This is a genomic window from Natrinema pallidum DSM 3751, from assembly GCF_000337615.1.
In the GTDB taxonomy this organism is placed as follows: Archaea; Halobacteriota; Halobacteria; order Halobacteriales; family Natrialbaceae; genus Natrinema; species Natrinema pallidum.
Genome location: NZ_AOII01000088.1, coordinates 176,097 through 194,601, shown reverse-complemented (window position 1 = coordinate 194,601; position 18,505 = coordinate 176,097). Strand labels below are relative to the sequence as shown.

Here is an 18,505-nt window from a genome sequence, read left to right as displayed (position 1 = left end):
CCGGTCGCTTCCGCCGCTGGACGCCCAGGAGTCACGACTGTCGGTCCGCCGTTCCCGGCGGGTCGCTTATCCGTGGTCGTGGCGAACGTTCGGCAGTGAACGAGGTTGCGCTACAGGTCGCGGATGCGCCCCTCGAGGAGACGGTCGTTCGGATGGCCCTCGCGGGCGCGCTGGGGATGTTCCTCGGACTCGAGCGCGAGTGGTCACAGAAATCGGCCGGCATCCGGACGTTCTCGCTGATCAGTCTGCTCGGTGCGGTCTTTACCGTGCTCGTACGTGAGGGTGGGGTCGGCGAGAGTCTGCTCCCGTTGGGCGGCGTTTTAGTGATCGTCCAAGGAATCTTGCTCGCGGTCCAGGGACTCATGCAGGACGACCCCGCGGAGACGGGACTGTCGCTGACGACCTCCGTTTCGATGCTCGTCGCCTACGGCGTCGGTGTCCTGGTTGCCGCCGGATTCATCCTCGAAGGCGTCACCGTCGCCGTCCTCTCCTCGCTCCTGTTGGTGTTAAAACGGGAACTCCACGAGTTCGCCTGGGGACTCTCCCGCGAGGAGATGCGCTCGACCACGGAGTTCGCCATCCTCGCGTTCGTCATCTATCCGGTGCTTCCGGCCACCTACGAGCCCGAAATCGCGGGGCTTACCATCCCGCTCGAGCCACAGGTCATCTGGCTGATGGTCGTTGCCGTCGCGGGGATCGGGATCGTCAACTACGCGATCGTCTCCACCTACGGCGGTCGTGGTATCGCGATCACCGGCTTTTTCGGCGGACTCGCCTCTTCGACGGCCGTCGTCGGAACGATGCTCGATCACGTCAACCAGCGGCCCGACGCGTCCTCGTATGCCGTCGCGGCGATCCTGCTCGCGAACGCCGCCATGGCTGCCCGGAATCTGGCGATCGCGGTCGGCTTCACCGCGGGCGGGGAGACGGATATCCTCGTCGAGGCGATCGTCCCGCTCGGGACCGTCATCCTGCTCGCATTCGCCGTCGCTGCACTCACCGCCGACTGGACCGAATCCGGTCCGATGGATCTCGAGAGCCCGTTTTCGCTGAAGAACGCCCTCGCGTTCGGGGCCGTCTTCCTCGTCGTCCTCGTGTTCGGGTCGCTGGCCGAGACGTGGTTCGGGACGCTCGGCTTCTACGCGACCGCCGTCGCCAGCGGCTTCGTCTCGAGCGCCGGCGCAACCACTTCGGCGGTCGTCCTCTACCGGGGCGGCCAGCTCGGGCCCGCCGAGGCGACGATCGCCATCCTGCTCGCGACCGTCTCGAGCATCGTGGTCAAAGCACTGCTGGCTTCGACCTCGACGAACGACGGCTTCCGGAACCAGGTCGCGGCCTACAGCACCGTGCTGCTCGTGGGTGGGGCGCTCGCGTCCGCCCTGCTCGTCGTCTAGGGGCCGACTCGGTCGTCGTCCGGCCATCGTTCGGAATTCGAGAGCCGGCGTCGCCTACATGGCTTCGGCGTGCTAACATACCCTATGGACCGCGATACGGTCGAGCCCAGGGTCGACGACTTCCCCGGCCAGCGGGCCCGCGAGTGGGTCGACTACCACCACTGGTTCGCCGCCCCGAGTACGTACGTTTACGAGTTCGTCTGGGACGCCAGCCGCGAGGTGATCGGTCCCTTCTGTACCGACATCGACGGCAACGTCTTGCTCGATTTCACGAGCCACGGTGTCGCGCTGGGAGAACTTTTCGGCGGAACGGGGGCGGCTCTCCTCCACGTGGGGCGCGGGCGATCTCCTCGGTGCGATGCAAGGCGTCCTGACGATCGACGCGATCCACGAGGACGGCCTGCTCGCGAACGTCCGCGAGCGCGGCGCGCAGTTGCGACGGCGACTCGAGGACGCGATTGCCGACGGCGACGTGCCCGGTGCCGTCGAGGTCCGCGGCCGCGGACTGATGCTGGCCGTCGAGTTCGATACGAAAGAACGCCGCGATGCGGTCCTCGAGACGGCGTTCCGGCGGGGCCCCTGACGCTCGGCTGTGGCCACAAGACGCTGCGATTGCTGCCGCCGCTCGACGTGACCGAGCGGGAGATCAAGTTGGGGTCGCGCCTGTTGCTTGAGTCCGTCGCGGCTGTCGCGGACGGAGATCGGGCCGACTCGAACGAACGGGGACGGTGACTCGATCCGTCCACGGTGTCGAATACGGATCCCCTCGGAACGGGTTAGGTGTGGATGACGGTTCGATTCCAGCGACGATCCATCACTCCGCCGTCTCGAGGGTGGCAGCTTCCGTCTCGTCCGTGACGACCGTTCTGTCAGGGAGTTCGGGAGACGGTTCCCGACCCAGGGTGAGCAGTCGCTCGGTGAGTGTGAGTTCTTCGGCGACCGGACTCGATTTCTCGATTTCCTCGTACTCGATCGTGACGCCCTCGTCACCGGCTGCGATCCGGACCACACACAGCTGATAGGACGGGTAGAAGACCGGCGGCAACCGACCGGCGATGACGTCTCGCCGGTGGAGCCGCTTCAACCACGTCCCGGTGTTGACGAGCAGCCTGCCGTCGAGTTCGATCTCCGTCGGTCGGTGGGTGTGTCCGTAGCAAAAAACCGCCGTCTCCGGTCGCTCATCGAAGACTCGGCGGGCAGCGTCCTTGTACGGCTCTTCGGGGTCGACCGTGAGATCCGTTTCGACGACGCCGAAACGGTTGATCGTCTGCCTGAGATCGCGGAGGAAGACGAACAGCGGTATGCCGACGAGCAATAGCAGCCCGGCGATCGCCACGTTGACCACGAGGAGCAAGTGAACGGTCTCCCCGGCCAGGCCGAACTGAGCGAGGAACCGGTCCGACGTCTCGACCGGCAACCGCCAGACGCCGGCCAGATCGAGCCCCGCAAGAACCACGAGAAGAACACTGAGATTGAACAGAAACAGGAACGGGATCGTCGCGTACCGAAGAACGGGGTTCATTTCGCGATAGAAGTACTTCGAGACGAGCCACTTCGGCAGTCTCTCGGTGGGCGTTACCGCCTGGACGTCTTTCAACCAGTTGTATCGGCCCCGCTCGGACAGCTTCCCGGCCCGACTCGTCACGTGTGTGTTGTAGAAGTACCCCAGCGGTGTCGCGTGCGGATTGCCGAAGTCCTCGATCCGGTTGTTGGGGTCCTGCTGGTGGCCGTGTTCGAACCAGATCGTTCGGTCGCCGACCGGGCGGGTGAACGACTCCGCCTGAAGGAGGACGACGTTGTACTCGGCGAGCCGGTCGACGTACTCCTCGTGTGCGGCAAGTTCGTGGTCGTGGTTCCCCGGGAGCAGCGTGATCGGGACCGACTCGCCGGTCGCGCGGAGCTGTTCGAACAGCTCCGGATACGTTTCGACCAGCACGTCGAACTTCTCTACGCCCTCGAGTTCGGTGAACTCCCAGAGACCGAACGCGTCACCATTGATGATCAGCTCGGCGTTCTCGTCGGTCCGTTCCAACCGCTCGAGGAAGGCGAGCAACTCCGCCAGAAAGTCGACCTGTCCGAGTTGCTCGTCCCCGCCGATGTGGAGGTCACTGATCACGTAATAGACCGGATCGCGCGCGGGGTCGGGCATCGGTAGAGACGTCCTCGCCCATTACTAAAATGGTTCCAGCCCGACCACCGGTCTCAGCACGCCCACGCGAACGGCAGCTCGCTCCGTGACGGCCGAGCGATGCCGTACGAACAGTCTACGCGGTATTACTCGCCGCGAAGCTCGTTCATGTGATCGATCCGCTTCTGGACGAGGTCTGCCTTGCCGATGTCGTGGCGGATCCGCAGTCCTTCCTCGCCGGCGACCGCGAGCGCGTCCTCGGCGATTGCCTCGGCTTCGTCGATCGAGTCGGCGACGCCGACCAGCGCGAACGACCGCGAGGTGGTCGTGTAGATACTGTCGTCGCGTTCGTCCACGCTCGCGTAGTAGAGCAAGGCGTCGCCCGCGCTCTCCTCGTCGACCTGTACCTTCGCACCCGCCTCGGGGTCGGTCGGGTACCCCTCCGGCACCGCGTACTTGCAGACCGTCGCCTGCTCGGCGAACTCGAGTTCCGGTGGTGCGTCGCCGTCGCGAGCGGCGGTCAGAATCTCGAGGAAGTCGGTCTCCAGTACCGGCAGCGTGTTCATCGCCTCGGGATCGCCGAAGCGGGCGTTGAACTCGACGACGCGGGGGCCGGTCTCGGTCAGCATGAACTGGCCGTAGAGGATGCCGCGGTAGTCGTCGAGTGCGTCGACGGTGGCCTCGATGATCGAGACGGCGTCCTCGTAGTCCGACTCGGTCATGAACGGCAGGTCGTCGGTCGCGTCGGAGTAACTGCCCATGCCGCCCGTGTTCGGCCCCTCGTCGCCCTCGTAGGCGCGCTTGTGGTCCTGGACTGCCGGCGCGGTGCGGAACTCGCCGTTGGCGACGAACGCCTGAATCGTGAACTCCTCGCCGATCAGTCGCTCCTCTAAGACGATCCGGTCGTAGTCGGCGTCGCGGACGTACGCCTTCCCCTCCTCGGCGGTCACCTGATCGCCGATGACCTTCACGCCTTTCCCGCCGGTGAGGCCGGCGGGCTTGATCGCCAGATCGCCGTCGTAGTCGTCGATGAACGCGCAGGCCGCGTCCATGTCGTCGAACGTCTCGAAGTCCGGACAGCCCGGCACGTCGTTCTCCTGCATGAACCGCCGCTGGAAGGCCTTGTCCGTCTCGATCCGGGCGTCGGCCTCCTTCGGTCCGAACGGGTAGACCCCCGCTGCCTCGAGCGCGTCCGCGACGCCGGCCTCGAGCGGCGCTTCCGGACCGATGACGGCGATCGTCGCGTCGATCTCCGTGGCGTAGTCGACGACGGCGTCGGGGTCGGTCGTCTCGAGTGTCTCGAACCCGGCGGCGATCCGGGCGATACCGGGATTCCGATTGCCGGCACAGGCGTACAGGTCGGCCTCGCTGTCCTCGAGCGCACGGGCGATGGCGTGTTCGCGGCCACCGCCGCCGATCAGGAGCACGGTCTCTCGCATGGTCGATAGCGGAACGCACGAACCTGTAAGCGTTGCTCTTTCCTCGAGTCGAAAGTATACACGATCATGGCTACGCGACCGATCGCGTTCCGCTCGAATCGATAGAAAATATATGCCGCTTGGTTGTGATATCCCGTTCATGAACCGCCGCCCGTTCCTGCAGGCCCTCGCCACTGGTGGTACCCTCCTCTCGGCCGGCTGTACCGAGTCGCTTCCGCTCACTCGGTCGGGGTTGGAGACCGACGACGTGTTCGAAGAGTACTGGTACGAAGAGACGGATCTCCGCGTCCAGTTCCGCGATGACGTCGACGTAGAGCGGGCGATCCTCGTCGATTCCACGACCGACGAGGAATTCGATCGCGTCGAGGGACCGGGCGGAACCGTTCGCTTCCCCGTGATCTTCCCGAATCGGCTCGAGACGGTCTCCTCCAGTTACCCGGGACTTCGCGTCCGAGCCGAGACGCCGGACGGGACGGCGCACCTCTCCGTCTGGGAAGTGATCCACGGCGTGACGAGAGCCGTCGAACCGCTCCCGGACGGTCGCGCCAGGTTCACGCTCGAGAACCAGGGCGATGCGCCGCTTCTCGCGCGCTTCGTCGCGATCTACGGCGACGTTCCGAACCCGACGGTCGATCCGCAGGCCGACTCGTTCGACCCGTCGACGTTCGACCCAGGGCCGGGCGTTATCGGTATCGAGGAGAATCGACCGCTCTCACCGTCGAGAACCGATCTCGTCGTCCCGCCGGGCGAGACGAAACCGTTCGAAACGACCTACGCGCCGTTCGCGTTCCCCGACGGTGTCGACGCGGCCGACTGTGCCGGGGACGAGCGAACCGGCAAAATCGCCGTCGTTCCCGGTTCCGGCGGCAGCATGGCCTACGACTTTACGTATCGCCTCGAAGGCGAGCCGGTCAACCTCGAGGGACGAGCGGCGGCCTGTCCCGACTCCGTCGTCGACTCGAACTGACGCACACGCGGCTTCAGGTCCTGAAGCTGTGGGGGCTACCTTACGGCATCCGAAACGGAGTGTCACGTATGGGCGAGGATTGCGACGTCGAAACTATCAGGAGCGTTCTGGAAGACGCCGTCGCCCGGTCGATCCTCGTTCACGCTCACGGAGTTTGAGGGATGGCAACTGCGGGGCGCATCCTTGCCGTACCGCAGTCGAACGATCTCGTCAGGCGTAGAACAGCGGCGGTCGCCGATCGCCTCCGTACTCCTCGTCGGGGAGGTGGGACTCGAGCGCCCCCTCGTCCGCGTCGCCCAGCAACTGATCCAGCACGTCCACGGCCGCGTCGCGGTGTAGCGGCTGGTTGTCGTTCCCACACTGGTCGTCCATCACGCAGGCCGGACAGCCGTCGACGTTCCCGCAGTCGCAATCCGCGATGAGTTCTCGAGCGCGCTCGGCGACGGCCTCGTAGTTCTCGTAGATCGCCCGTGCGAAACCCAGTCCGCCCTCGATGCCGTCGTAGATGAAGCAGCCGCTGGCGGGGGGACGCTCGAGACCGCTCGCGATCTCCCGTACCGTGGCCTCGGCGGCGGCGATGTTTCGCGGCGCACCGTCGCCCCCACTGCCCGCGGTTCCGAACTGGGACCTCGCGTCCGCATCCGTGTCTGTCTCCTGATCGAGATGCGAGTCGATCGTCAGGGTCGCGAGCCCACCGAGGTCGCGCTTGTCGACCATCAACTCGAGGGGTGCAACGCCGATCGTCGCGTGCTCGGCGGCGTGGAGCCCGCCCGCGTAGCCCAGATGGGCCGTCCCCGCCAGCCCGTCCTCGAGTTCGGGCACCTCGAAGCTCCGGTATTTCTCTCTCAGCGCAGCCTCGACGCGCGAGGGTACCTCGAGCCAGCACAGTTGCGTCTCCATCTCGAGCGGCGGGTTCTCGGTTGGGATTCCCTGCTCCGTGCGCTTGCCGCCGTGAACCGCGACCTTGTCGTAGCTGCCGTGATAGACCAGCACCCGGCCGCGGCCGAAGTGCAGCGTGAACTCGCCGATGTCGCGGGACTCCTCCGAGACGGCGTCCAGCACCGTCACGTCTCCGATTATCTAGCTGACGTCTTCCGGATCGTGCGTTATTATAATCGTTCGGTCGCTACAGTACGGGTAATGCGACAGTATCTCGATCTCGTCGAGACGGTCCTCTCCGGGGGCACGCACAAGCCCAACCGGACCGGCGTCGACACGATTTCGTCGTTCAGCGAGCACTACGAGGTCGATTTGCGGGAGGGGTATCCCCTGCTCACGACCAAGGAGATGGACGGCTACCGCTGGAACTCGATGCTGCATGAAGTCTGCTGGTATCTCTCCGGCGCGGAACACATCCGCGACCTCCGCGAGGAAACGAAAATCTGGGACGCCTGGGCCGACGACGAAGGACGGCTCGACACCGCCTACGGTCGCTTCTGGCGGCGATTCCCGGTCCCCGAGGACGACGCCCGCCTCGAGGGCGAGTCCTGGCCCGACGAGACCCACCAGTGGGTCACCGAGGAGGGAGACGGTCGGAAGACGTTCGATCAACTGCAGTACGTCATCGACACGCTCTCCGACTCGCCGAACTCCCGGCGGCTGGTCGTCAACGCCTGGCATCCCGCCAACGCGGCCGTCTCGACGCTCCCGCCCTGTCACTACTCGTTCGTCTTCAACGTCCAGGGCGACCGGCTGAACTGCCATCTCACCCAGCGCTCGGGCGACACCGCACTCGGCATCCCGTTCAACATCGCGGCCTACGCGCTCCTGACGAAAGTGATCGCCCAGCAGACCGGCTTCGAACCCGGCACCTTCGCCCACACCGTCGTCGACACGCACGTCTACTGTGGCCGCAGCGAGCGCGGCAAGTGGTACGCCGACAACCTCGCGGCGCTCCAGTCGAGGCTGGCCGACGTCGACGACCGCGATGAGTACCGCGAGGTCCGCGAGTGGCTCGAGTCCGAAGCCCCGCCCGAAGCCGAGGGCGACGAGCGACTCGATCACGTCCCCGGCCTGCTCGAGCAACTATCGCGAGCGCCGCTCGCACGGCCCACACTCGAGGTTGCGGACGTCTCGATCGACGAACTATCACCAGAGGACGTCGAACTGCGAGGCTACGAGTCCCACGACGACCTCACGTTTTCGGTGGCCGAATGAGCGACACGCGGGACGCGACCCTGGCTTTCGAGACCGACCGCGAACTCGTCGGTATCGTCGCCGTCGCGGACAACGACGTCATTGGACGCGACGGCGACATGCCCTGGCACGTTCCGGCCGACCTCCAGCACTTCAAGGAGACGACGATGAACCACCCGGTCATCATGGGCCGGGTGACCTACGAGGGGATCCTCGAGACGCTGGGGGAGCCACTGCCCGGGCGGACGACCGTCGTGTTGACGAGTCGGGACCTCGAGACGCCCGACAATGCCGTGGTCGCGAACGGACTCGAGGAAGCCGTCGATCGGGCCGACACGGCCGCGCAGGAGCGCCACGGCGACGCCGATCGGATCTTCATCGCCGGCGGGGCGACCGTCTATGAGGGGTTTTTCCCCGTGCTCGATCGGCTGGTCGTGACCGAGGTCCACGACGAACCGGACGGCGACACGTTCTTCCCCGCCTGGGATCGGGGGTCGTGGAGGGAGGCGTCTCGAGACGAACACGACGGGTTCGCGTTCGTGGAGTACGTCCGCGAGCGGTAACCGGACCCGCTGGCCGCGACGACGGACTCGCGACGCGTTTCGGCGGCGGTGTGTCCACACTGCCGACCCACGCGTGCTCTTTCCGGGGACATAATGCGATGTTTCACGACCGGGCCCCTCGACCGCCGGCACATGCTCGCGCCTCGAGCGGCTCCTCGAAGGGTATGCCCCTCGTCGGCGGCGTACCAGGACGGGAAGGCACTCGATGTGGCCACTGAGAGAGTGAAACGATGGGCGCAAACCGTTGCTCGGGCGCGGAACCGGACCCGGGATTCGTCGCTCGTCTCGCGGCGTTCACGGTCGCTGAACTGTCCGGCGAAAGCACCTCTTGGTCCCCGAAACGGTCCGACCGAATCGTGACGGTGACTACAGGTGCTGACTCACCTGCCCCGTTCGAGGAGGGGAGACCGGCATCGATCCTGCTCTCGACACCGATGGGGCAGTCAGAGCGTCTTTGCCCGGTTTCTCACGGGACTTATCCAACTTCGATGAGACCTCTCTCGAGGGTCACGTTCCTGTCGGTGCCGCCGTCTTTCAGCACAGTCCGACATCGATAGCGACCGCTTCAATATTCCGGTGTTTGAGCCCCAAAAGGGGCTGTTTCTGGAGTATAGGCCACCATAGAATGTGAAACGATCGGGCTCCCTTTTCCGACACTCCGGTCTACGGTCATGTGCCCCGATCGAGGGGACAAGTGAGAGACATGACAGACGAAACCGATAGCGGACTATTCGACGACTCGCGGCGATCGTTCATGAAAAAGAGTGCCCTTACTGCGGGCGCAGTAGCGCTCGGAACCGCAGGTGCGGGGACTGCAGCAGCTCAAGACGGTGGCAGTGTCGTCGTCTTCGGAGACGACTACGAGCCCGGCGTCGACCTCACCGTTGTCTCGGCGCTGAACGACGGAACGAAAGACGAACTGTTCAGCGAGGCCGGTCTGGAAGACGAGTTCGACACGCCGGACGACTGGGATGTCTACATCATCAACTACGACGTTGGCGGCTCCGCCCCGTCGCTGGGATTCCTGATGTCGGAAGACGTCGACCTCAGCGCCGGTGATAGCGAGACGATGGGCGCGGACGGGCAGTTCCGCGATTCCGAACTGAGTCTGGTCGAGGCTACCCCCGGCGAGACCGGCGGCGGTGGCGATGGCGGTGGCGGCGGCGACAGCGAGACCGAATCGGATGAACCGATGGGAGACGGCGGCAACGAGAGCGGCGGCGGCAACTAGAGCGCGGTTTCCGTTTTCCCCGTTTTGATCGCCGTCGACAGCGAGCAAGTAGCGGTGTTCGGTGCCGGATCTCCTGTTGTTTTTAGCCGCGTCGGCCGTAGGTCCGTCCATGACCGATCCGACCCGGCGCAATCGGCTCGACGAGGAGGAGAGCCCGTATCTGCGCCAGCACGCGGACAACCCCGTCAACTGGCAGCCCTGGGACGAAACTGCTCTCGAGGCGGCCCGCGAGCGCAACGTACCGATTTTCCTCTCGATCGGCTACTCGGCGTGTCACTGGTGTCACGTTATGGCGGAGGAGAGCTTCGAGGACGAGGCGGTCGCAGAGGTGATAAACGAGAACTTCGTCCCGATCAAGGTCGACCGCGAGGAGCGTCCCGACATCGACAGCATCTACATGACCGTCTGTCAACTCGTGCGCGGACAGGGCGGGTGGCCGCTCTCGGCGTGGCTCACGCCCGAAGGCAAACCGTTCTTCATCGGGACCTACTTCCCTCGCGAGGGCCAGCGCGGTCAGCCTGGCTTCCGCGATCTCTGCCAGCGCATTAGCGACTCCTGGGAAAGCGAGGAGGACCGCGAGGAGATGGAGAACCGCGCCCAGCAGTGGACCGACGCCGCGAAAGACCAACTCGAGGAGACCCCGGATACCGCGGGAGTCGGTGCTGAGCCGCCCTCGAGCGACGTGCTCGAGACGGCCGCGGACATGGTGCTCCGCAGCGCCGACCGCCAATACGGTGGGTTCGGCTCCGGCCAGAAGTTCCCCCAGCCCTCGCGACTGCGCGTCCTCGCACGGGCCTACGACCGCACCGGTCGCGAGGAGTACCGCGAGGTCTTCGAGGAGACGCTGGACGCGATGGCCGCGGGCGGGCTCTACGATCACGTCGGGGGCGGGTTCCATCGGTACTGCGTCGATCGGGACTGGACGGTCCCCCACTTCGAGAAGATGCTGTACGACAACGCCGAGATCCCGCGGGCGTTCCTCTCGGGCTATCAACTGACGGGCGAAGACCGCTACGCCACCGTCGTCTCGGAAACGCTGGAGTTCGTCGATCGGGAACTGACCCACGACGAGGGCGGCTTCTTCAGCACTCTCGACGCCCAGAGCGAGTCGCCCGAAACTGGCGAGCGCGAGGAGGGGGCGTTCTACGTCTGGACGCCCGCGGAGGTCCACGAGGCACTCGACGACGAGACCGACGCCGCCCTCTTCTGTGCCCGGTTCGATATTTCGGAGTCGGGCAACTTCGAGGGACGGAACCAGCCCAACCGCGTGGCTACCGTGTCGGAACTCGCCGACCAGTTCGACCTCGCGGAACACGAAATCCTGAAGCGACTCGACTCGGCCCGCCAGACGCTGTTCGAGGCCCGCGAGGAGCGGCCGCGACCCAACCGTGACGAGAAGATCCTCGCGGGCTGGAACGGGCTGCTGATCTCGACCTACGCCGAGGCGGCGCTGGTACTCGGCGCGGACGACTACGCCGACACTGCCGTCGACGCACTCGAGTTCGTCCGCGATCGCCTCTGGGATGAGGACGACCAGCGGCTCTCGCGGCGCTATAAAGATGGAGACGTCAAAGTCGACGGCTATCTCGAGGATTACGCCTTCCTCGCCCGTGGCGCACTCGACTGCTACCAGGCGACCGGCGAGGTCGACCACCTCGCGTTCGCCCTCGAGTTGGCTCGCGTCATCGAGGCCGAGTTCTGGGACGCGGACCGCGGGACCCTCTACTTCACGCCCGAGAGCGGCGAGTCGCTGGTCACCCGGCCGCAGGAACTCGGCGACCAGTCGACCCCCTCGGCGACCGGGGTCGCGGTCGAAACCCTCCTCGCCCTCGACGAGTTCGCTGCGGAAGACTTCGAGGACATCGCCGCGACCGTCCTCGAGACCCACGCGAACGAACTCGAGTCGAACGCGCTCGAGCACGCGACGCTCTGTCTCGCCGCCGACCGACTCGCGGCCGGCGCGCTCGAAGTGACCGTCGCGGCCGACGACCTGCCGACCGCGTGGCGCGACCGCCTCGCCTCGCAGTACTACCCCGACCGGCTCTTTGCGCTGCGGCCGCCGACCGAGGACGGACTCGAAGCGTGGCTCGAGACGCTCGGCCTCGAGAACGCGCCGCCGATCTGGGCGGACCGGGAGGCCCGCGACGACGAACCGACACTGTACGTCTGTCGGGAACGGACCTGCTCGCCGCCGACTCACGACGTGGCCGACGCGCTCGAGTGGCTCGGCGAGAACACCGATGCCGGTGGCTCGAACGAGACGACGGCCGACGAGTCGGGCAGCCCGTTCTAGGGCCGGGACTCGAGGGCCGACGCGGATGGACGCGTAGAGAGCGATTCAAAAGACGATCCGTTCGAGGCTGACGCCGGCGGCGTTACGCGAGTTCGTCCTCGAGTCGCTCGGCCAGCCAGACGGCCGGTGGCACGTCCTCCTCCTCGACGAAGCGGACGAGTTCCTCGCCGTCGTCGGTTTCGACGACGATCGTCGGAATGTACTCGATGCCGTATTCCTCGACCCCCGGCCCTTGTTTGTCCTGATCGACGCTGACCTCCTCGATACGGTCGTCGGGGACCGCGGCGGCCTCGAGCGCCGCGCCGAAGTCGGGCAGGAGCGCGCGACAGTCCGTACACCAGTCGCCGCCCCAGACCGTGTACATCAGTTCGTCGCTATGGGCCGCGAGCGTGTCGACCGCGTCCTCGTAGCTGGCCGCATCCCACGTGGGGTTCGGCCGCATGGTCTCGAGACTCATGTGAACGGCTTGCGTCCGGGCGGGCTTAACGGCGATGCTTCGACGGCGGTCCGACTCGGTCCGCTTGCCGACCGCCGGGATTCGTGGCGGGGCGGCGATCACTCGAACGTCTGGAACTCGACGGTTCGTCCCTCGGGGTCGGACGCGAAGAACTGGTAAATATCGTACGTGTCGTTGAACCGTGGTTCGCCGTCCGCACGGGCCTCCAACTGCGCGTACAGTTCGTCGACACCGTCGCGGTCGTCGAAGACGAACGTGACGATCCCCTCGGTATCCGCCTCCGAGCCGGCGCAGAAGCCAACGCGGAACGAGCCCGCTTCGAGGATGGTACATCCCGGCTGCTCGAGCCAGATGTCGGCACCGAGATCGCGATAGAACTCGATCACGTCGTCGTGGTGTGCCGTCCGAAAGAACACGATACCGTCCATACCGGCTACCTGTGTCACAGTGACACAAATCGGCTGCGGTTGGCGGGCGGTCATCGCCGGCCGTGTCGGGCCGGGGCGCGAGCACCGACCGCCGTCACTCTCCGGCGGGTTCGACCGGTCGCGCCGATACACCGGCACGTCCTGCCTCTGTCCAGCATGGGTTTACGTCTGGAAACCGTATCGCGGGCCAATGAAAGGGAGCATCCTGGACACGATCGGCTCGCCGCTGGTCCAGGTCGACTCGCCAGCGGGTGCGACGGTCGCCGCGAAGATCGAATCGTTCAACCCTGGCGGCTCGGCGAAGGACCGGCCGGCCCGCGAGATGATTCGGGCCGCCGAGCGCGACGGGCTGATCGAACCCGGCGACTGGCTCGTCGAGCCGACGAGCGGCAACACCGGCATCGGACTCGCGCTCGTCGCGGCCGCCCGCGACTACGACCTGACGATCGTCATGCCGGCGGACAAGTCCACCGAACGCCAGCAGCTGCTGTCCGCTTACGGAGCCGACCTCGAACTCGTCGAGGGGGAGATGGCCGATGCCCGCGCTCGAGCCGAGGCACTCGAGGCCCAGGGCGCGGTCCAGCTCGGCCAGTTCGAGAACCCCGCGAACCCTAAGGCACACTATCAGACGACCGGCGAGGAGATCGTCGAACAGGTCGGCGACCGCGAGGTCGACGCCTTCGTCGCCGGCGTCGGAACCGGTGGCACGATCTCGGGCATCGGCCGCCGGCTCCGCGAGGAGTTCCCCGACGTCGAGATCGTCGCCGTCGAACCCGAGCGCAACGCCGTCCTCTCGACCGGCGAAGCCGGCAGCGACGAGTTCCAGGGGATGGGGCCCGGTTTCGTCAGCGACAACCTCGACCTCGATCTGCTCGATCGCGTCGAGACCGTGCCACTCGAGGACGCCGAAGACGAGTGTCGTCGTCTCGCTCGCGAGGAGGGTGTCCTCGTCGGTCAGTCGAGCGGTGCGACGAGTCTCGTCGCCCAGCGTGTCGCACGCGAGATCGCCGAGCCGGACCTCGACTGTCCGGAGGTCCCGACCGCGTTCGACGAGGGCCAGCGGCCGGCCTCGCCGGAGACCGACGGCGGACGGACGGCCGACGACTGCCCGCTCGTCGTCACCGTCTTCTGGGACAGCGGCGAACGGTATCTCTCGACCGGCCTCTTCGACTGACGCCTCGGCCTTGCGGCCGTCAGTGACGCACGGAAGCGCGGCCGAAAACGCACCCGCCGTAACGAAAACCTTTCTTTCAGCTAGCCGAATGCCTTTTACTTACGAGTGCGTATTGGGTAGTACTATGACAGCCCCCTCGAGACGCGCCCTGCTCTGTGGAACCGCATCCGTGATCGCGCTGTCCGCCGGTTGTCTCGGCGACGACACCGAGGACTCGCCGTCGAACGAGACCGAACCCGACGACGGCGATCCCGGAACGCCGTCGGGCGATGACGACGGCCCCGAGGACGGTGACGACGCCGACGGGAAAGCCACCGAGTTGGCCGGCTCCGACTCCCGAACGTACCGGTACTCGAAGCGGTCGACGTCGCCCCGGCTGAACATGCTCGGGGACGATGCAGCAGCCACCGACTGGCTCGCCGAGCACGATCGAACCGGCGACTCCCTCGAGACGTTCGTCGACGAGACCGATTTCGAGACATCGGTCCTCGTGTCACTCGAGGCCGGCGCTCCAAACCCCTGCCACGAACTGGCGCTCGAGTCGATCGCTGCCGAGGACGAGCAGGTCGTCCTCGATGGGGCAGTCCGCGAGACGAGCGACGACGACGAGGCCTGTATCACTCAAGAGACGACCGTCGGACGCCTCGTTCGGGCGACGTTCGATGGACAGCGCCTGACGAACGTCTCGGTGACCATCGTGGACCGGAACGGCGAGTCGCACCAGGTGTCAGTGTCGCACGATACCGCGTCCGAGAGCGCGGGTGCCGAGTCGTCGAATAGCTCGACCGAGACAGCCGACGACGAGTAGGGTCGCACGTCACCGAGACAGTCGTCGGGATGTCCGTCGAGACCGGCCTCGAAGCCGACTTACGAGTATTCGGCTTCGGTCACCCGGACGACGAGGGTGTCCTCGACGTCCCGGAGATCGTACTCGGGGACATCGCCGTCGACCCGGCGTACGTACAGCGGTTCGACGAGTCTGTGTGTCGGCTCTGCGACGCCCGCCCGCTCGGCCTCGCCCGGGTCGCCCTCGGTCCCTGTCTCGGGGCCGACGGACGCCTTCGCGCCGCCATCGGCGTCCGCCCTCGAGTCGCCGGTCCCGGTAGCGTCGTCGGCAGCCGGCTCCGAACCCGCGCCCACTCGCTCGAGGCCGTAAACCTTGCAGAATTCGGCGGTGGCCGCGGGCTCGAGGTCGCCATTCCGGAGCTGCGTGGCCAGCGACCGCGAGAGCCAGTCCTCGTCGCTGATGCTGGGGTCCTGAACGAGCGCCTCGTCGACGAACCTGGTGAGATACCAGTTCAGGTCGTTCAGCAGCGAGACGGCAGCACCGATACTGACCGTCCGGACGGCCAGCGAGTTCTCGACGGGGCGCTCCAGGTCGTAGGTCGACAGCGCCTCGCGAGCCGTTTCGCGCGAGAGGAGTTCGTACTGGAGGTTGGTCCCGGCCTCGCCGATGAGACAGACGCGGGTCACTATCATGTGGTGGGAGCGACGGCGTAATGTTGGTTTCGGCTTGTAAACGGGGCCATCGCGACCACCGCTCGCTGCGGAGCGACGGGCTCCCTGACCGCGACGGTGATCGACGTCCTCTTCGATCCTATCCCGGCAGTGGCTCGTCGGGCTGTCTCCGAGCGGAGGACACGGCGTGTCGCGGACCGGTTCAGGGGTCGACCAGTTCCGCAGCCGCCGCCGCGTCTTCGGCGCGCTCGAGCAGGTCGTCTGGCTCGGCGTCCAGCAGCGGTTTCAGTCGGGCATTGGTCTCGACCTGGTCGGGAGTGACGCGGTTGCAGCCGGCGTCGATCGTCGAGTCGGTGAAGGTGCCGATCTCGCGGGCCTGGGCGACGATGTACTGTTTGTCGCTGGTCAACAGCGGGCGGTGGATCGGAAGGCGGGTCGCACGGCTTGTGACGCCGAGATTGCGGATCGTCTGGCTCGACTTCTGGCCGGCCGCCTCGCCGGTGACGATGCCGTCCGCGTCGATGCGTTCGGCCAGCGTCTCGGCGGCGCGGTAGAAGAATCGCCGCAGGGAGAGCATACGACCCTGTTCCATCTCCTCGACCAGCAGAGCCATCGTTTCGCCGCCCGGAACCCGATAGACCTGCATGTCGAAGTTCGGCGCGTACGCAGAGAGGATGCGCACCGTTTCCATCGCGCGGGCCTCGTGGTCGATCCCGCCGTAATCCCCGAGGGCGACGTACGCCGGGACGACCGGACTCCCGCGTTTCATCATTTCGTAGGCTGCGACCGGCGAGTCGATCCCGCCGCTGACCAGCGCGATGACCGGCTCCTGGGAACCAAGCGGGAGCCCGCCCGGCCCGTCGACCTGCTCGAGGTAGACGAACGCGACGTCGGCGCGTACCTCGATGCCGAACGTGAGATCGGGATCGTCGAGGTCGACCGCGGGCTCGAACTCGTCGTCGACGGCCTCCCAGATCGCGTTCCCGGCGTCGCGAGCCAGATCCTCGCTGTCGTAGGGCAGACTCTTGTCCGCCCGGCGGGCGTCGACCGCGAACGTCCCGCCGTCGTAGTGTTCGCGGGCCGTTTCCGCGACCGCCTCGAGAATGCGCGCCTGCTCCGTGCTGACCGTCAGGGCGGGGCTGGCGGAGACGACGCCGAAGGCGTCCGTTGCGGCAGCAGTCGCCGCTTCGACGGCGTCCTCGGTCGTGTGGATCAGCGGCCGGTTCCACCGGCGCTCGACCTCGCCCGGAACCGACCGATCCGCCAGCAAGGCCTCTATGTTCTCCGCGAGGAGGTCCTCCATGTACCGCTTGACAGTATTGCTCTTTGTGTTGAGGTCCCCGTGGCGGATGAGGACGGTGTCGGCTCCCGGTGGGTGCATGGACTGTGATAGATGGTTGGGGCTATAAGGGCATTACGAGGACGGGATTCGGCCGAGGAGCCGCCAGCAACTCAGACGATGGAGTCGTCGACCGTCGGACTCAGGTGGCCGGTGTAGGAGTAGATACCGGCGACCAGAACGGTCCCGGCCAACAGCGGGATGAGCGCGCTGAGCGCGTACAGCACGTCGTACCCGACCGCGGTAGCGAAGGGGAGCGATACCAGCGGCCCGAGACCGCCGCCGACGTCGCCGAAGATGTTGTTCGTTCCCATCGCCCTGCCCATCCGATCCTCGGGCGTGAGGTCGGCGAGGAGGGCCGTCAGCGGGCCGCCGACGCCGCCCTGTCCTGCCCCGATAAAGGCACACGCGAGGACGACGGCTCCGAACGAAGGGGCGACCGTGAGCACGGCGAACCCGGCACAACTGATCGTCAGAAAACCGATCAGGACGGGCACACGGGCACCGACGACATCGCTGAGTTTGCCGCCGACAATAGTAAAGGCCGCACCCGAGAGCGCGGAGACCGCCATCAGCAGCCCCGAGGTTCCCTGTTCCCCGTAGTCGATGCCGTGGCCCGCGACCGCGAGCGACAGCGTCAGCGACTCGGCCTCGAGATAGAGGACGAGCGTCGAGAAGAGGACGCCGATGTACGCGAAATAGAGCCCGAAGTTGACCAGGCCGACGGTGAGTGCGGGGAGCGTCGTCTCGAGGTCCCAGGGGCTGATCGACGACCCGGCGGCCTCGACGTGGGTTTCCGGAACGATGAAGAAGGCGATGACGCTCGCGAGGGCGGCGAAGGAGGCCGCGAGAACGAACGCCGTCGCGTTGCTGTAGGCCTCGCTGACGAGCCCGCCGAGAACCATGCCGGCGGGGAAGCCGAACGTGATCCCGGCTCGGACGATGCCCATGCTCGTCCCGCGCGAACTGGCGTCGCTGATGTCGGCGGTGATCGTGTAGGCCGTCGCGAACACGAGCGCGCTACCGACGCCCCAGCAGACCCGCGCGAGGACGAACCAGAACTCGGGCACCGACGACGTGATCGCGACGACGTAGCCCGCGGTCGCGGCCCCCTCGATCGCCAGCCCCGCGACGAACGGTTTCCGGGTGCCGATCCGGTCGACGAGCGCGCCGGCCGGCCCGTTGGCGACCAGCCGCGTCCAGCGGTTGGCCGAGAGGATGACGCCGACCATGAACGCCGAGATGCCGAGCACCTCGCCGAGGTTCGGGAGGATCGGGAAGACGACGCCGCCACCGAAGCCGACGAAGAAGGTACTCGCGACGACGGCGTAGACGATGCGGTTCGAACTGGCAGATATCCGTGACATCGGTGATCGTTCTCGAGTACTGTTTCGAAACGGCGATCGCGACGGCAAGAAATGTGTCGGTACATAAATACACGACCGAATCCGACAGTTCTGTCGCCGCTCGAGTTATCACTCAAAACCGTGGCTCACGT

General features: G+C 66.3%; 15 protein-coding genes and 2 pseudogenes. 9 read left to right on the top strand and 8 right to left on the bottom strand.

What is annotated here, in order from left to right:
• The first annotated feature begins 95 nt into the window (after window positions 1–95).
• Together C487_RS14990 and C487_RS19750 are read left to right on the top strand one after the other, a co-directional pair.
• Entirely contained in the window at window positions 96–1,394 is a 1,299-nt protein-coding gene (locus C487_RS14990; RefSeq protein WP_006186656.1) for an MgtC/SapB family protein, read from the top strand.
• Between the two features lie 274 nt (window positions 1,395–1,668).
• Window positions 1,669–2,126: pseudogene (locus C487_RS19750) on the top strand (aminotransferase class III-fold pyridoxal phosphate-dependent enzyme); the annotation flags it as partial.
• A gap of 82 nt (window positions 2,127–2,208) precedes the next feature.
• Here the strand turns inward: C487_RS19750 and C487_RS14980 are convergent.
• Complete coding sequence (locus C487_RS14980) at window positions 2,209–3,543, bottom strand: metallophosphoesterase (protein WP_006186654.1); 1,335 nt, start codon at window positions 3,541–3,543, stop codon at window positions 2,209–2,211.
• Window positions 3,544–3,668: 125 nt separating this feature from the next.
• Entirely contained in the window at window positions 3,669–4,961 is a 1,293-nt protein-coding gene (purD, locus tag C487_RS14975; RefSeq protein ID WP_006186653.1) for a phosphoribosylamine--glycine ligase, read from the bottom strand.
• Between the two features lie 139 nt (window positions 4,962–5,100).
• On the opposite strand from purD, the gene C487_RS14970 reads away from it, so the two are divergent.
• Complete coding sequence (locus C487_RS14970; protein WP_049908190.1) at window positions 5,101–5,928, top strand: hypothetical protein; 828 nt, start codon at window positions 5,101–5,103, stop codon at window positions 5,926–5,928.
• A gap of 210 nt (window positions 5,929–6,138) precedes the next feature.
• Here the strand turns inward: C487_RS14970 and C487_RS14965 are convergent.
• A pseudogene (locus tag C487_RS14965) lies at window positions 6,139–6,999 on the bottom strand (Zn-binding domain-containing protein); the annotation flags it as partial.
• A gap of 69 nt (window positions 7,000–7,068) precedes the next feature.
• Here C487_RS14965 and thyA point away from each other — a divergent pair.
• The 4 genes from thyA to C487_RS14945 all read left to right on the top strand — a co-directional run bounded on the left by thyA (window position 7,069) and on the right by C487_RS14945 (window position 12,151).
• Complete coding sequence (gene thyA, locus C487_RS14960; RefSeq protein ID WP_006186649.1) at window positions 7,069–8,085, top strand: thymidylate synthase; 1,017 nt, start codon at window positions 7,069–7,071, stop codon at window positions 8,083–8,085.
• The gene (locus tag C487_RS14955; protein WP_006186648.1) at window positions 8,082–8,627 is read left to right on the top strand and encodes a dihydrofolate reductase; all 546 of its coding nucleotides are present in this window, start codon (window positions 8,082–8,084) and stop codon (window positions 8,625–8,627) included. Before thyA ends, C487_RS14955 begins: the two co-directional genes overlap by 4 nt.
• Before the next feature lie 703 nt (window positions 8,628–9,330).
• The gene (locus C487_RS14950; protein ID WP_006186647.1) at window positions 9,331–9,858 is read left to right on the top strand and encodes a twin-arginine translocation signal domain-containing protein; all 528 of its coding nucleotides are present in this window, start codon (window positions 9,331–9,333) and stop codon (window positions 9,856–9,858) included.
• Window positions 9,859–9,967: 109 nt separating this feature from the next.
• Window positions 9,968–12,151, top strand: a complete 2,184-nt coding sequence (locus C487_RS14945; RefSeq protein WP_006186646.1) for a thioredoxin domain-containing protein — start codon at window positions 9,968–9,970, stop codon at window positions 12,149–12,151.
• An 82-nt stretch (window positions 12,152–12,233) separates the two neighbouring features.
• On the opposite strand, the gene C487_RS14940 is transcribed toward C487_RS14945, so the two are convergent.
• Both C487_RS14940 and C487_RS14935 read right to left on the bottom strand, forming a co-directional pair.
• Window positions 12,234–12,608 (bottom strand): TlpA family protein disulfide reductase, encoded by a 375-nt coding sequence (locus C487_RS14940; protein ID WP_049908188.1) that lies wholly within the window; start codon window positions 12,606–12,608, stop codon window positions 12,234–12,236.
• Between the two features lie 98 nt (window positions 12,609–12,706).
• A complete protein-coding gene (locus C487_RS14935) occupies window positions 12,707–13,036 on the bottom strand; it encodes a VOC family protein (protein WP_006186644.1) in 330 nt (109 codons plus the stop codon).
• A gap of 190 nt (window positions 13,037–13,226) precedes the next feature.
• Here C487_RS14935 and C487_RS14930 point away from each other — a divergent pair, with 190 nt between their 5' ends.
• The gene (locus tag C487_RS14930) at window positions 13,227–14,210 is read left to right on the top strand and encodes a PLP-dependent cysteine synthase family protein (RefSeq protein ID WP_006186643.1); all 984 of its coding nucleotides are present in this window, start codon (window positions 13,227–13,229) and stop codon (window positions 14,208–14,210) included.
• Window positions 14,211–14,334: 124 nt separating this feature from the next.
• Window positions 14,335–15,018 (top strand): hypothetical protein, encoded by a 684-nt coding sequence (locus C487_RS14925; RefSeq protein WP_006186642.1) that lies wholly within the window; start codon window positions 14,335–14,337, stop codon window positions 15,016–15,018.
• Window positions 15,019–15,077: 59 nt separating this feature from the next.
• Here C487_RS14925 and C487_RS14920 read toward each other — a convergent pair whose 3' ends face one another.
• The 3 genes from C487_RS14920 to C487_RS14910 all read right to left on the bottom strand — a co-directional run bounded on the left by C487_RS14920 (window position 15,078) and on the right by C487_RS14910 (window position 18,374).
• Window positions 15,078–15,683, bottom strand: a complete 606-nt coding sequence (locus tag C487_RS14920; RefSeq protein ID WP_049908186.1) for a DUF5804 family protein — start codon at window positions 15,681–15,683, stop codon at window positions 15,078–15,080.
• A 187-nt stretch (window positions 15,684–15,870) separates the two neighbouring features.
• Window positions 15,871–17,049 carry a tRNA sulfurtransferase gene (locus C487_RS14915; RefSeq protein ID WP_049908178.1) on the bottom strand — a complete coding sequence of 393 codons (1,179 nt, stop codon included), beginning with the start codon at window positions 17,047–17,049 and terminating at the stop codon, window positions 15,871–15,873.
• A 71-nt stretch (window positions 17,050–17,120) separates the two neighbouring features.
• Window positions 17,121–18,374, bottom strand: coding sequence for an MFS transporter (locus C487_RS14910; RefSeq protein ID WP_006186639.1), 1,254 nt, complete (start codon window positions 18,372–18,374; stop codon window positions 17,121–17,123).
• Between the last annotated feature and the right edge of the window lie 131 nt (window positions 18,375–18,505).

Coding starts and splice junctions, on each gene's coding strand:
- thyA (WP_006186649.1), top strand. CDS start 7,069: ATGCGACAGTATCTCGATCTCGTCGAGACGGTCCTCTCCGGGGGCACG.
- C487_RS14930 (WP_006186643.1), top strand. CDS start 13,227: ATGAAAGGGAGCATCCTGGACACGATCGGCTCGCCGCTGGTCCAGGTC.
- purD (WP_006186653.1), bottom strand. CDS start 4,961: ATGCGAGAGACCGTGCTCCTGATCGGCGGCGGTGGCCGCGAACACGCC.
- C487_RS14955 (WP_006186648.1), top strand. CDS start 8,082: ATGAGCGACACGCGGGACGCGACCCTGGCTTTCGAGACCGACCGCGAA.
- C487_RS14940 (WP_049908188.1), bottom strand. CDS start 12,608: ATGAGTCTCGAGACCATGCGGCCGAACCCCACGTGGGATGCGGCCAGC.
- C487_RS14915 (WP_049908178.1), bottom strand. CDS start 17,049: ATGCACCCACCGGGAGCCGACACCGTCCTCATCCGCCACGGGGACCTC.
- C487_RS14925 (WP_006186642.1), top strand. CDS start 14,335: ATGACAGCCCCCTCGAGACGCGCCCTGCTCTGTGGAACCGCATCCGTG.
- C487_RS14970 (WP_049908190.1), top strand. CDS start 5,101: ATGAACCGCCGCCCGTTCCTGCAGGCCCTCGCCACTGGTGGTACCCTC.
- C487_RS14910 (WP_006186639.1), bottom strand. CDS start 18,374: ATGTCACGGATATCTGCCAGTTCGAACCGCATCGTCTACGCCGTCGTC.
- C487_RS14935 (WP_006186644.1), bottom strand. CDS start 13,036: ATGGACGGTATCGTGTTCTTTCGGACGGCACACCACGACGACGTGATC.
- C487_RS14945 (WP_006186646.1), top strand. CDS start 9,968: ATGACCGATCCGACCCGGCGCAATCGGCTCGACGAGGAGGAGAGCCCG.
- C487_RS14980 (WP_006186654.1), bottom strand. CDS start 3,543: ATGCCCGACCCCGCGCGCGATCCGGTCTATTACGTGATCAGTGACCTC.
- C487_RS14950 (WP_006186647.1), top strand. CDS start 9,331: ATGACAGACGAAACCGATAGCGGACTATTCGACGACTCGCGGCGATCG.